General features: G+C 45.2%; 10 protein-coding genes. 2 read left to right on the top strand and 8 right to left on the bottom strand.

What is annotated here, in order from left to right:
• Positions 1-70: 70 nt before the first annotated feature.
• Positions 71-979 (bottom strand): sulfate adenylyltransferase subunit CysD, encoded by a 909-nt coding sequence (cysD, locus tag SHEWPOL2_RS03325; RefSeq protein ID WP_037426103.1) that lies wholly within the window; start codon positions 977-979, stop codon positions 71-73.
• 81 nt (positions 980-1060) lie between these two features.
• Positions 1061-1891, bottom strand: coding sequence for a uroporphyrinogen-III C-methyltransferase (cobA, locus tag SHEWPOL2_RS03320; protein ID WP_037426101.1), 831 nt, complete (start codon positions 1889-1891; stop codon positions 1061-1063).
• Positions 1892-2313: 422 nt separating this feature from the next.
• On the opposite strand from cobA, the gene SHEWPOL2_RS03315 reads away from it, so the two are divergent.
• Both SHEWPOL2_RS03315 and SHEWPOL2_RS03310 read left to right on the top strand, forming a co-directional pair.
• Positions 2314-3198: a phospholipase A gene (locus tag SHEWPOL2_RS03315; protein WP_037426099.1), complete on the top strand. Its 885-nt coding sequence runs from the start codon at positions 2314-2316 to the stop codon at positions 3196-3198.
• 175 nt (positions 3199-3373) lie between these two features.
• Positions 3374-4921: a S41 family peptidase gene (locus tag SHEWPOL2_RS03310; protein ID WP_037426097.1), complete on the top strand. Its 1548-nt coding sequence runs from the start codon at positions 3374-3376 to the stop codon at positions 4919-4921.
• Positions 4922-4969: 48 nt separating this feature from the next.
• Here SHEWPOL2_RS03310 and SHEWPOL2_RS03305 read toward each other — a convergent pair whose 3' ends face one another.
• From SHEWPOL2_RS03305 to SHEWPOL2_RS03280, 6 genes are all read right to left on the bottom strand, one after another.
• The gene (locus SHEWPOL2_RS03305) at positions 4970-6706 is read right to left on the bottom strand and encodes a hypothetical protein (RefSeq protein WP_037426094.1); all 1737 of its coding nucleotides are present in this window, start codon (positions 6704-6706) and stop codon (positions 4970-4972) included.
• Between the two features lie 257 nt (positions 6707-6963).
• Positions 6964-7680, bottom strand: coding sequence for a 2OG-Fe(II) oxygenase family protein (locus SHEWPOL2_RS03300; protein ID WP_037426092.1), 717 nt, complete (start codon positions 7678-7680; stop codon positions 6964-6966).
• 93 nt (positions 7681-7773) lie between these two features.
• Positions 7774-8550 (bottom strand): monofunctional biosynthetic peptidoglycan transglycosylase, encoded by a 777-nt coding sequence (gene mtgA / locus SHEWPOL2_RS03295; protein ID WP_037426089.1) that lies wholly within the window; start codon positions 8548-8550, stop codon positions 7774-7776.
• Positions 8551-9225: 675 nt separating this feature from the next.
• Positions 9226-10023 (bottom strand): phosphoadenylyl-sulfate reductase, encoded by a 798-nt coding sequence (locus SHEWPOL2_RS03290; protein ID WP_037426086.1) that lies wholly within the window; start codon positions 10021-10023, stop codon positions 9226-9228.
• The gene (gene cysI / locus SHEWPOL2_RS03285) at positions 10016-11713 is read right to left on the bottom strand and encodes an assimilatory sulfite reductase (NADPH) hemoprotein subunit (protein WP_011625339.1); all 1698 of its coding nucleotides are present in this window, start codon (positions 11711-11713) and stop codon (positions 10016-10018) included. Before cysI ends, SHEWPOL2_RS03290 begins: the two co-directional genes overlap by 8 nt.
• Positions 11714-11787: 74 nt before the next feature.
• Positions 11788-13608, bottom strand: coding sequence for an assimilatory sulfite reductase (NADPH) flavoprotein subunit (locus SHEWPOL2_RS03280; protein ID WP_037426083.1), 1821 nt, complete (start codon positions 13606-13608; stop codon positions 11788-11790).
• Positions 13609-13752: the final 144 nt, after the last annotated feature.

Genomic DNA, 13752 nt, shown 5'->3' with positions numbered 1-13752 from the left:
AAAGCCTTCATCGGGACATTCACGAAATCGGTTTAATCTGTCTCTGAACCTTCGCTCGAAATGCCTTAGTTTAGAAATAACCTTGGCGTTTCTTCTGCTCCATCGATGCACTCTGGTCCGAGTCAATTAACCGCCCTTGGCGTTCGCTCGAGCGAGTTAGCAGCATTTCTTCGATGATTTTTTCGAGATTGTCCGCCTGCGAATGCATTGCCGCCGTCAATGGATAGCAACCTAAGGTTCTAAAACGCACCACCTCATGCTTAATGGTTTCACCTTCTTCGAGCTTCATGCGCTCATCGTCCGCCATAATCAACTGACCACCACGCTCAACCACAGGGCGCTCAGCCGCAAAATACAGGGGCACTAACTCAATGTTTTCTTGATAGATATATTGCCAAATATCGAGTTCAGTCCAATTCGATAATGGGAAGACACGAATACTTTCGCCCTTGTTCACCGCGCCGTTATAGGTGCGCCACAGTTCGGGGCGCTGATTCTTAGGGTCCCATCGATGGTGGCGATCGCGGAACGAATACACCCGTTCCTTCGCGCGGGATTTTTCCTCATCACGACGGGCGCCACCAAAAGCGGCATCAAAACTATATTGGTTTAATGCTTGTTTTAAGCCTTGGGTTTTCATGATGTCAGTGTGCTTGGCACTGCCATGGTCGAAGGGGTTAATCCCTTGGGCAACGCCTTCTGGGTTAGTATGAGTTAATAATTCAAAGCCAAATTTTTTCGCCTGCGCATCACGAAAGGCGATCATCTCTTTGAATTTCCAGCCCGTATCCACATGCAGCAAGGGGAATGGGATCTTGCCGGGATAAAAAGCTTTACGCGCAAGATGTAACATCACCGAAGAATCTTTTCCGATGGAATACAACATGACTGGATTATCGAATTCGGCTGCGACTTCCCGAATGATCTGAATGCTTTCGGCTTCCAGTTGTTGTAAGTGGCTTAATTCACGCCCGGCCATACTCTTCTCCGTTTACCTAAAATGGGCTGCGACAGGCAGCTGGATTTAACTTAACTATTTCTAAAAAATGTTCTGATTTAACTAAATTTTTGCTGCAACTTTGGTCGTATTTAAAGCGTCAAGCGGCAGCAGGCCTTCGCCCTTGGGCTGAAACCAATTTAAGGTTTCGGACAACCCCACCACTTCGCCAATAATCATTAATGCGGGCATTTGCAACTGCGGATCAGCAGCAAGTTGTTCGAGTGAATCTAATTGCCCAATAAAACGTTGCTGCGACTGAGTGGTCGCCTTCGAGACGATGGCCACTGGTGTCTCTGGGCTACGACCTGCGTTGATTAACCCTTGACGGATAATGCCCGCGTTTAAAATCCCCATATATACAACTAAGGTATTGTTGGGATTAGCATAACCCTGCCAATCCATCGGACGGTTTTCTAACTGACAATGGCCAGTGATGAACGTTACCCCTTGGGCGTAATCCCTATGGGTTAATGGAATGCCCGCATAGGCCGAAGTGCCGCTGGCGGCGGTAATCCCGGGAACCACTTCAAATTCGACGCCCGCTTCGACTAAGGTTTGTAACTCTTCACCACCGCGACCAAAAATAAACGGATCGCCGCCCTTGAGGCGTACCACGTTTTTACGGGTATAGGCTTTCGTCACCAGTAACTGATTAATTTCATCTTGCGCCGCGCTATGCTTGCCTGCACGCTTACCGACGGCAATTTTTTCAGCATCTTTAGGGATCAAATCGAGGATATCTTGGCTGACGAGCGCATCGTATAACACCGCATCGGCAGACTTTAGAATGCGCCACGCTTTAAGGGTTAATAACTCCACATCGCCGGGGCCCGCACCAACCAGCCAGACTTTGCCCTTAGCGCTTTGGCCTGGTAAAGATAAAATTTCCATCACATTCCCCGATATGAGATCAATGTGTAGCAATATAGCGCCAGTTATATTCCATAATAAATATAAAATCATTAATTGTTATATCAAAAAGAAATAACAACCGAATTTGAATTAAGCCAGTTAACTATAAACGAGGTTGGCAAAAGCACCATACTGGCTAAAATAAGTTAATCATTTGAAATAACTAAATAAAACATGATAGCAGGGTGAATATGAATGCAACCTAAACTTGCATCACCTCACATAACAGCACTATGTTATTGCTAAAAAATCTACTCAGTCAGCGCGTTAACGCATAAGAAAAGATGCAGTTTCACTCAAGTTAAGTAGTACAAATGACAGTATTTCTCACAAAAGATCCACAGACTAATGTTAAGCTCGGTAAATAAAGATAAAGCAAACAGACACATCAAGGAGAGTCGATGTCCACATTTTATCAAGGTATCGCATTAATCGGACTGCTAACTTGTGCAGGGTTACAGGCAGAGGAATCTTTAATCAAAGATCGCGTTAAGGATGAATTAGCGACTTCAGAGCGTCCATTTGTAATAACGCCGCATAAAGTCAATTACATTTTACCCGCGACCTATAATCCCGATCCGAATATGAAACCCTATGCAGGGGAGGCCGCCGGAACAAACTATGAACTCGATGAGATGGAAGCTAAGTTTCAGATAAGCTTTAAGTTTCCAATTTGGTACAATGTCTTTGGTGATAATGGTCACCTATTTTTTGCCTATACTAATCAATCCTATTGGCAGGTATACAATAAGGAAATATCTTCACCCTTTCGTGAAACAAACCACGAACCCGAAATCTTTATGCTATTCAATAATGATTGGAAAATTGGCGGTGTGACAAACTCGTTTTGGGGATTGGGCGCTGTCCACCAATCTAATGGTAAAGCAGGTTTATTATCCCGTAGTTGGAACCGCATCTATGGCACGATGATCTTTGATGCTGGCCCACTGGCGTTTTCAACTAAGGTGTGGTGGCGCATTCCTGAGGATGAAAAAACAGACATCCACCAAGCCCGTGGCGATGATAATCCCAATATTGATGAGTATATTGGCAATGCTGAATTTGTTGGCGTGTATGGGATTGATGAGCATAGATTCACACTCACCGTTAAAACTAACTTTAAAGATATTGACCGAGGTTCAGCAGAGATCACTTGGAGCTATCCCATCATAGGTAACTTACGCCTTTATACTCAATACTTTAATGGCTACGGTGAAAGCCTGATCGACTATAACCATCATAATCAACGTATTGGGATCGGTGTATCACTCAACGATATTCTCTAGGACGTGACACAGCACAAAAAACAGCCATAATTCTATGCTGACACAAACAAACTGCTGCTAAATTGCTCAAGTGCGAGCAATATAAGGGAGCTTTATGATGATTTTTATTGCCAACAGCGGCATTTACATCGATAGTCGCACACCTTTTTAGCAGTAAGGGTCGTCATGGAGGAATATGAGTTTTAGCTATCGAACGGTAATAACTTTGCTGAGCATGATTATTTGCGCGAGCCTTATCAGGCTCGCGTTTTTTGCTATTCCTGAAAAAGAACAACCCACGTTAACGACAAAAGATATTCGCCAAGATCTCTATATTCTGCTCAATCAAATTGAACAACACTCCGCATTTTATGCGTTGGATCCACAACATAATGACAACCAACTCGAACGACTTGCTGGACTGATGACTGAGCAATACCAAGATCTTGTTCCTACAGAACGGTTCGCAGCTGAGCTTACAAAACTGCTTAACGCCTTAAAAGATCCAGGTGCTCAAGTTGCGAAGGTTGACAATAGTAGCGCCGACTTACCCTTAACACTGAGACCCGTCAACGAACAATGGCTTGCCTTAGACCATAAAAATAATCCTATTAGTACCGAGTATCCTTTTATCACCCATATTGATGGCATCCCCTTAAGTAAGTGGATTTCAGCCAGCCAAGCCTATCTGTCAGAGCCTGCAAAAAATAGCCAAGAAATGCAGCTGATTTGGCTTAAACGACTCAACCTACTGCGGGAAGACTTAGGCTTAAGCATCAAACCTTATGTGATTATTAGTTTGATAAATGATGATTTGCAGACAACGCAGGTCACTATTGCTCTGCCTCCCCCTTCTAAAACGATAGTTAAACCGATTGAAGACGACACAGAGATAAGCTTTGAACGCCTACTCACTCAACTTGATGACTTAGGGCCGGCTACGGTCTCAAAACCTGACTATTCACTAGAACAGATAAATCCAACCACGGCTCGACTCAAAATAGATGACCTCTATGCTTTTGAACTCGATAAAATACAACAAGAAGAGTTACGTAAAGGTATGGAGCAACCATTACTGATTGTCGATCTCAGGCAAGCGAAGGGATTTAGTCCTAAGTTACTGACCATGCTCTCGCGTTATCAGGATATGCCCACCATGGACATATCACCTCATTCAGCGGTCGAAAAAATCATGGGATTTGCCCATTATCGACGCTCGCCAGAGCTTAGAAACGATTATTTAAAACCGTTGAATTTTAAACCGCTTGATGAACTTGAACTCAGCCCTGCGCGACTTAACGTGTTGACACGGCGGCTACCAACTATCGATAAAAGCCGATTTAGTCCTTGGTTTGTTCGCACCAAACCTGAAGTCCTCACCGAAGGCAATAATCGTCTTGCACTGCTTGTCAGTCCCTTGTGTAAGCAAGAATGCGAGTGGATCGCCTACCGGACTAAAGCATGGTCGAGAGTGAATTTAATCGGCGAAAAAACCTCTGGGGATTTTGCCAGACAATATCAATTTACCTTGCCAAATAGTGACTTAGAGATTCGATTTAGTAGCTCTCTCACCTATGATGCTAAAGGCGAGTTGCTGTCGGGAAAAGGCACTGAGCCCGATATTTGGTTACCACAAAACAATGATATTGAATGGCAAGGACTCGTGAGTTTAGTTAAATCAGCCAAACCCAAAGCCGTAGATCCAACTAACGGTCGACAAACCAAATTAGCCCAATCTCATTAGTAAAAAGCCAGCAATTTGCTGGCTTTAAAATGCGGTGGAGTGATAAGTTTATTTCTTATCGCTTGCCTTTGAGTTCATCACAGAGCCAAAAACCAGACCTTGTTTATTCACATCAAAGCTCATTTGTACGCGCATATTATAGTCTTTCAATGCTTGCAGCTCTTCAGGCACTGGTTCACCAGTCATTTCTAACAGCGTCAGCACTGGGGTAAACATCTTACCGTAGTCGGCTGACATGCTGTAAAGGCCATTGGCTGATGGTTTTTCGCTCGCCAGTTTATTGGCTAACGCTAAACCTTTATCGCCAGAGTAAACCACTAAGTGTTGTCCCTTAATCGCCAACATCGGTTTGATATTAAGTTCTGGCGGCAACATTAATAGTGGAGATAAATCAGTGGGTTCACCATTATCCGCGACTTGCAGTTCAGCCAACATTGGGGCAAAAGGCTTAACCATGTTGAATAACATTGAAGGATTATCAGCGGTTAAACTGATTAAGGCATCTAAACTTTCGAGTTTAGGCTCTTGATCCTGTGAACTCATCTTATAGTCGAGTAATGATACACTCAGGCCTTTAACACCATTAGCCATGCCGGTAAACATACCCAACATCGCAGGGCTTTGCTGGCTTAATTCAGCCTGTAGCTCGGCCAGAGGCGCGCAGGTCAACTGTGGCTTTTGTAGATCATCCCAAATCGCGGTGAGCGAAGGCGCTACTTCATTAACATCAATCCCAAGGCCCATCGAGAAAATAGTGCTGTTAATATCCGCTAAATGGGCAGGAATAAAGCCGCGCATTTTTTGTAATGCCGTTAAAATTGCTTGGTTTTTGCTTTCAATCACAAAAGAAGCCGCCATATGGCTTTCTTTTTCAGTCGACGTGAATGCGGTTAAACCTCCCACTGTGCGCGGCCAGTTAGCCGCAATCGCGGTTAACTCAGTGCGACATTCTGGTGTACGGATTTGCGCTAACGGATCTTCACCTTGGCCTTCTTCTGCTAAGAACTTGGTGAGCTGTTTAGCTAACATATTGCCATCTTGAGAGGTTATCGCTTTAACAATCTCAACATGGTTGATAAAGCTGATGCTATCGTCCATAAAACCATGGGTTTTAATGATCTCTTGCAACATGCCAGATGCGGCTAAAGATTGGGCGGGTTTCTTCAATCCTAAAGCCATTTCCAATACTTCAGGCTCGATAGAGGAAGCCGAGAATGTGACCGTTAAAATGCCATCTTTATGGGCAAATAATAGGTCAGCTTTATCAGTTGAGCCTTCTTCGGCAAACGAATAAGCACGGTAGTCAATCCCTGCTAAAGTACGCTTTTCGTGGGTATAACCACTTTCTTGTTCGGCTTTATCCAGCAAAGCCCAGAATGCATCAATTTGATTAATATCTGTTTTAAGAACAGGCACTACGCCTAAGGTATAAAAATAAGGCTTGATCTCATTCGGTAAACCGAAAGTCTTAAGCAATGCGGTAGGATCTTTCATTCCATCCATATATTGCTTGTAAATACTCACAAAAAACTTAGCCATTGGGCTATCCAAATCGCCTAACTGAGCTAAGGAATCAGTTGAATATTGCTGGTAATTGCTAGAAATCGATTGCAGGTAGTTTTTCAGTGGAAACGGCTTTAACTGGCCAGTAAACACAGGGGTATCGGCTGGAATATAATCTAGCAAAGGATTGGCTGAAGCACTCGAGCTACTTCCGTGTTGAGTGTACCAATAAGCACCCGCCCCCGCTGCAATAATTGCCGCAGCAATAACAATCTTTTTCATCTAAAACTCCATTTAATTACCGTCAAAGTGACAAAAATAATACCGAAAGCACTTACCTTCGGCATTTAAATACTGACCTATTGTCATTCCTTATTACATCAACATTGCAAAATCAAAAGCTTATTATAACTAATCTTGAGAACGGATAAGCTAAGAAATAACGAATAGCAAATAAGAACTCATTAATATGCAAAAATCCGCGATAATCTACCATTAAAACGTCTTTGACGCTAATCGCGGCATGTGTCAGAAGCTTCCTATTTACTGGGCGCAATCGTTCGAAACCATCCTGTTACAGAAAAGCGTGGGCGCTTTGCAAACGGCGCGACAAATGAAACAGAGTGAGGATGGTGGACATCGAATAATGCCAAATTATTAAAGGTTGGCACCCAGGTATCAGTCAGCACACCTTTAGGAGTATAAAACTGCAGCAGCCCTCCCCAATCAGGATGCCATTCTGGAGTAAAGCCAAAAACAAAAGCAACTTTACGGCCCTCACTTTCCACAACATCATTATGTCTTGTTAAGAAATTCCCTTGAATATAACGACTCGCCTGCAGTGAGGCATAACAAATACCTTCAATACCCGTAATCGTTTGAATAAATTTAAACATGTCAGGGCTGTTAATAAAACGATGTAGCGATGTAAGTAATTCCGGTGAAGGCTTTCCATCTAAGCCTCCTACGAGATGACTTCCATATAAAAAACCAATCCCATTTGCAGCATTGTGTAATATTTTTTGCTGTAAATCTTTTTGAGCTTCAATCGGTAATTGGCGTATTTGTTGATCCGACACTCTCATTGGCTTATTGTCGACAAACATTGCATTATCAAAACTCACTTCACTAGCAAGTGTGTTAGCAATGACAGCTGCGGTTTCATTCTGCCAGACTTGTTGAATATTGATTTTTGCATCTCTAGCATATTCTTCACGCAGTGAAGCCATATCTCGCTCAAAATTAAACTCAAACATCGTTTATTCCTTGGATCATTCGAACGTCTAACACTCATCCTACTCATCAGAGATGCATAATTACAATTTAATAACAAAATCACAATCGCAAATTTATTGTGCCTCACCGACTTTTTTGAGTGTCACCTCACCTAACTGACGCATTTGCTTGCGGATCCAAGCGGAGCGTTGTTCAACATAGGAAGAAGGGGGGGAGACTTTATAACGCCAAGGGTTTGGTAAAACTGCAGCCAATAATGACGCCTCATAACGAGTTAATTTGGCTGCACTCTTGCCAAAATAATGCTTTGCTGCCGCTTCGGCACCATAAATCCCAGGACCAAATTCAACAATATTCAGGTATACCTCAAGGATACGCGCCTTATCCCAAAACAGTTCCATTAACAGGGTAAACCACGCCTCTATGCCCTTACGGATAAAACTACGGCTCGACCACATAAACAGGTTTTTTGCCGCTTGCTGGCTTAAGGTACTGGCCCCACGAACCTTTTTACCTTTTTGATTGTATTCGATGGCCGAACTAATCGCGTCTAAATCAAAACCACTGTGGCCAGCAAACTTTTGATCTTCTGCGGCAATCACGGCTAATTGCAGTTCAGGGGAGATTTGCTCAAGCGAGCGCCATTGATGCCTAACCTCACTAATCGGTGCGGGCGGAAACAACGCCCGCTCTATTCGCCAACTCCACATCGGAGGATCGATAAAACGGAGTAGTACCACACTTAAAATAGAGGCGAAAAATAAACCCAAAACCAATTTGGCTAACCAAATAAATACACGCTTAACACCGCGCATCTTAGGCTTAGGGTTTGGATGATTAACTTGGGGACGATTGACATGATCGCGCATGGCATACAAAGGGGCGGTCATTTAATTATCCTCATCAATCACGCCATCCAAACTAACTGTTAGTCTAAGAGATTTTTTGCTTACAGTAGAATAGCAAAGTGTAAACCGATGATAGTAAGTCATAAACTACAAAAAACCGAGCTGAATTGAATGAGGAAGATAAATTAATGATGCCACAAATTTGGCTCAACCTCGGCAGCTTTGACCACAGCTGACCGAGGTGAAAATGACTGATTAACAAGCGCTAGCAAGTCAATCAAACTGCTGGATACTCGCAGCGGCGAGCAAGGTCCTTTGGAAGTGCTACCGTTTTCCGTCTCGTTATATCGCTACACAGCAAACTAAGCCCATAAATAGCGATATTCAACAACTTAACTTGGCAAAATACCGACTAATCCGTATCTGCGCAGTAAACTCCCTCAAAACCATCTACGGGAACTTTGTAATATAGCTCAGAACATTCTAATGTGCATAACCCTGTGAGTAAAAATGTACAAAAAATTTAATTCAGGCAAACACATCTTAACTAACTCTATGAAAATACAATTTATCTGACTTTGATGACGGCAGAATGACATACAAAATACCTTAACGGCCAAACCGCTTTAAAATTAAGCAAAATACTCTTTTAGTGGCATAAAATAAAAAATGCCACAGGGAATACTGTGGCATTTTTCTATTTAATCAAATAGATGGCTATATTTCGTAATGCAGACCGCATTCGCGTTTTAAGCCATTAAAGCGTGTTTCTTCTTCAGACATCCCTAATTCTAAGGGTTTAGTAGAATGGGTATCCCCAACAGAAACATAACCTTGCTCCCATAGAGGATGGTAAGGCAAGTCAAATTGAGTCAAATACAGATGCACATCTTTGTTCGACCATTCGATAATCGGCAGCAGCTTAAAGCGAGTACCGTGGATAGCCAATATCGGTAACTCTTCGCGAGTGCTCGACTGGCTCCGGCGAAGTCCCGCAAACCAAGTGCCTACTTCAAGTTCCGCCAAAGCACGTTGCATCGGCTCCACTTTATTGAGGCGATTATAACGTTCAAGACCCTCTAAGCCCTGCTCCCACAATTGGCCAAAGCGCGCCTCCTGCCATGCCGCCGTCATCGGCGCTTGGTAGACCTTAAGATTTAAGGATAAACGCTCGGTAAGCTGGTCAATAAACTGATATGTCTCAGGAAAGAGGTATCCAGTATCCGTTAAAATCACCGGAATATCCGATTGCACCTGACTCACCATATGCAACATCACCGCCGCTTGGATCCCAAAACTGGATGACAGCGCGTGATTACCCGGCAAATAGGCTAAGCCCCAGAGCACTCGCTCTTGAGCCGTCAAGCCAGCTAAGAAGCGATTAATGCGTTCCAGTTCGGCTCGCTGCACATCCTTAGGCGCCGTCAGCAGCGCTTTAAGTTCGCTGTGACTTACCACGCTCTGCAACGCGTTCGGCAAGCCGGAACCCGTCACCCCAGAATCAAGATCAGCCATGGAAATCCTTAGCGGCATCGATAACCGCCTTCACTACGCCCGTGCGGACGGTGAAGTTACCAAAGGTTTCGCCTGCATTACGCTCAACCGCGTAGCGGGCAAATAATGCATCCAATTCAGCAAGAATTTCAGCCTCTTGGATATTCTCTCTGTACATCTTATTCAGACGAGTGCCTTCGAAGTTCGCCCCGAGATACAGGTTGTAGCGGCCCGGCGCCTTACCCACTAAGCCGATTTCGGCAGCAAATGGGCGCGCACAACCATTTGGACAGCCGGTCATACGCACTACTATGGCTTGATCGCTAATGCCATTTTTCGCCTGCAGCGCATCGATATGGTCGATAAACTCAGGGAAATAACGCTCGGCTTCCGCCATCGCCAATGGACAGGTTGGCAAGGCCACGCAGGCAATCGAATGACCGCGAGTTTGGGTCAACACTTGGCCAAGTAAACCATGTTTACGGGCAAGGCCTTCGATGGTCGCTTTATCCTCGGGCGCCACACCCGCGATAATCATATTCTGGTTTGAGGTCATGCGGAAATCACCCTTGTGGATCTTCGCGATTTCACGCATACCGGTTTGCAAACTCTTACCAGGCACGTCTTTAATGCGGCCGCTTTCAATAAACAGGGTTAAATGCCACTTACCATCGACACCTTCGACCCAGCCATAACGATCGCCGCGATCGCCAATCACCACATCGCGCTTCGGCTCAAACTTGACACCAGCACGGGCTTCCACTTCGGCCTTAAACTTCTCATAACCATGATCGACGATAGTGTACTTAAGACGCGAACGCTTACGGTTGGTACGATTACCCCAGTCACGCTGCACTGTCATCACAGCTTCGGCAAACTTCATCACATCTTCGGTTTTGATGAAACCAAAGTCATCGGCCAAGCGCGGGAAGGTTTCCACTTCACCGTGGGTCGAGCCCATGCCGCCACCAGCGGTTAGGTTAAAACCGACTAATTCACCATTTTCGGCCACCGCAATAAAGCCTAAGTCGTTGGTGTAGACGTCAACATCGTTATCCGGCGGTACGGCAACGGCCATCTTAAACTTACGTGGCAAGTAGGTTTTGCCGTATACAGGTTCAACGGTTTCGTCTTCTGTGGTCAGTAACTTCTCTTCATCTAACCAAATCTCGGCGTAGGCACGAGTGTGGGGCAGCAGGTGATCAGACAGCTTTTTCGCGACTTCATAGGCCTGCGCATGCAGCTTAGATTCGACCGGATTCGGGTTACACATCACGTTACGGTTAACGTCACCACAGGCGGCGATAGAGTCGAGCGCCTCACGGTCCAAACCTTGAATAATGGTCTTAAGATTACGCTTTGGAATGCCGTGGTATTGGAACGTCTGGCGCGTCGTTAAACGAATACTGTTAGAGCTGGTGAGCGTCGAGGCAATTTCATCCACGCCTAACCATTGCTTAGGTGTACACACACCGCCTGGCACGCGGGCACGTAACATAAAGCTATACAAAGGCTCGAGTTTTTGCTCTTTACGCTCGTTACGTAAATCACGGTCATCCTGCTGATAGAAGCCGTGGAATTTGATCAATTGCTGATCGCCATCGCTAAAACTGCCCGTCACCGAGGAGTCTAATCCTTCTTTAATGGTGCCACGCAGATAATCACTGTCGGTCTTTAGGTATTCGTTTAATGCTAACTTTTGCTCACTCATGGCAACTGCCTCTTAAAATTCGTTCGGCGGCAGTATCTCCGTGGATACTGCTCTCTATCTTTGGGATCGATTAATTAGTACACGTCTTTTTGGTAACGTTTATGACTGCGCAGGGTCTCGAAATATTCTTCCGCCGCCTCGCTCGACAGTCCGCCAAACTCCACCGCAACCGCTAATAAGGCTTGGTGTACGTCTTTAGCCATACGCTCGGCATCACCACAAATATAGAGATGCGCGCCATTTTGCAGCCATTGCCACAGGGTTTGTCCCTGTTCTTTAATGCGGTGCTGCACGTAAATCTTATGGGCTTGATCCCGCGAAAATGCCACATCGATACGGGTTAAATCGCCGTTTTTCAAATATTGTTGCCACTCGGTTTGATACAGGAAGTCCTGTTCAAAATGCGGGTTGCCGAAGAATAACCAGCTATCGCCCTCAGCGCCTTGTGCCACGCGCTCCTGCATAAAGGCGCGAAACGGTGCAACCCCTGTGCCTGGACCAATCATGATGACCGGCGTTTGTGGATCTTCAGGTAAACGGAAATGCTTGTTCGGTTCAACATACACTTTTACTTCGGCGCCTTCCTGCGCCGAGGCTAAGAAGTGCGATGCGCCGCCAAAACGCGTTTGCCCTTGATGTTCATCTTCCACCAATGCCACGGTTAAATGCACTTCCGTATCAACCTCACTCTGACTCGAGGCGATGGAGTAAAGTCTTGGCGTTAATGGGCGTAATAACTCAACTAACTTGTTAGCGTCGAGATGAGCATCGGCCTTGAGCTGATAGTTCGCCACTAAGTCGGCAAACTGATGATGTAAGATAAACTGACGAACCTGCTCTTTATCTTCGCTAATAGTAAGTAGCTCAGGACTTGCGGACAACTCGGCCCAAGTTTTGACTAAACCAGGATACAACTGCGTCAGTTCTTTCTTCTCGATCAAGGCTTGCTTGAGGCTGATTGACTCATTAGCGACAGTCACCTTGGCATCGGCCGCTAACCCTAAGCCCGCTAAAATCTCATCGACTAAGGTTTCGCTATTGCTAAACCACACCCCAAGGGCATCACCGACTTCATAGCGTAAGCCTGATTCACCTAAATCAATTTCAACGTGGCGCACATCTCTGTCTGAACCGCGTCCGGTGATCTTTTGGCTCACCAACACTTCGGCACTGTAAGGGTTTTGCTTAGTAAATTCGCCCTCGCTGGCAACTTGCGCCGAAGTTGAATTAATTTCATTCATTGCCACCACATTAGCCGTGGTTTGAATGAGTGGCTTAACCGCAGTAAGCACATCGGCGTGCCACTGTCCGGCCGCAGCCTCATAATCCACATCACACTCAACCAACGGCAATAAGGCTTTAGCGCCTAATGCCGAAAGCCGCGCATCAAAGTCTTTACCGGTTTGGCAGAAGAACTCATAGCTCGAATCACCCAAAGCCAACACTGAGTAATGTAAGTTGTTTAATTGAGGTGCGCGTTTTGATGCTAAAAACTTATGTAATTCAATCGCATCATCCGGCGCTTCACCTTCACCATGGGTACTGACCACCAGCAATAACAAAGTTTCTTGCTTGAGCTGGCGCACATTGTATTCACCCATGGAGGCTAAATTCACGCTATAGCCCTGTGCTTTAGCCTTTTCGGCCAAGGCTTTGGCAATGCCACGACCATTGCCGGTTTGGCTGCCATAGAGAATGGTTACAGTCTGCGCTGCCTGTGTATCAGACACTGGCACTAGCTGGGCTTGATTCCCTCCCGCATTGGCTGTTGCGGCTAAATAACCACTCACCCAAGCAAGTTGCACGGCATTTAATTCCGCGGTGAGTTGTTTCAGCTTGTCGACCTGCGGTTGCGACAGGGGTGAAGCCAGTGATGAAAGTTCTTTTAACAACATGAGACGGCCCTATGACAGTGTAATACCCAGCAGATTAACGTGGATTTGGAAAAGCAAAAAAGAATAAAATTTGATTTTTAATTCCATTTTGGAATATACAAAGTGCAAAAATTAAGCTACAAAAGTGTGCACTGGTTAAAACTT

The organism is Shewanella sp. POL2 (assembly GCF_000282755.1).
GTDB lineage: Bacteria > Pseudomonadota > Gammaproteobacteria > Enterobacterales > Shewanellaceae > Shewanella > Shewanella xiamenensis.
The sequence above is the reverse complement of the archived record's forward strand: the minus strand, read 5'-3'. Positions and strand labels throughout refer to the sequence as shown.

Bases quoted from the DNA above. Each gene is read 5' to 3' on its own strand.
- cysD (WP_037426103.1), bottom strand. From the start codon at position 979: ATGGCCGGGCGTGAATTAAGCCACTTACAACAACTGGAAGCCGAAAGC.
- cobA (WP_037426101.1), bottom strand. From the start codon at position 1,891: ATGGAAATTTTATCTTTACCAGGCCAAAGCGCTAAGGGCAAAGTCTGG.
- SHEWPOL2_RS03315 (WP_037426099.1), top strand. From the start codon at position 2,314: ATGTCCACATTTTATCAAGGTATCGCATTAATCGGACTGCTAACTTGT.
- SHEWPOL2_RS03310 (WP_037426097.1), top strand. From the start codon at position 3,374: ATGAGTTTTAGCTATCGAACGGTAATAACTTTGCTGAGCATGATTATT.
- SHEWPOL2_RS03305 (WP_037426094.1), bottom strand. From the start codon at position 6,706: ATGAAAAAGATTGTTATTGCTGCGGCAATTATTGCAGCGGGGGCGGGT.
- SHEWPOL2_RS03300 (WP_037426092.1), bottom strand. From the start codon at position 7,680: ATGTTTGAGTTTAATTTTGAGCGAGATATGGCTTCACTGCGTGAAGAA.
- mtgA (WP_037426089.1), bottom strand. From the start codon at position 8,550: ATGACCGCCCCTTTGTATGCCATGCGCGATCATGTCAATCGTCCCCAA.
- SHEWPOL2_RS03290 (WP_037426086.1), bottom strand. From the start codon at position 10,023: ATGGCTGATCTTGATTCTGGGGTGACGGGTTCCGGCTTGCCGAACGCG.
- cysI (WP_011625339.1), bottom strand. From the start codon at position 11,713: ATGAGTGAGCAAAAGTTAGCATTAAACGAATACCTAAAGACCGACAGT.
- SHEWPOL2_RS03280 (WP_037426083.1), bottom strand. From the start codon at position 13,608: ATGTTGTTAAAAGAACTTTCATCACTGGCTTCACCCCTGTCGCAACCG.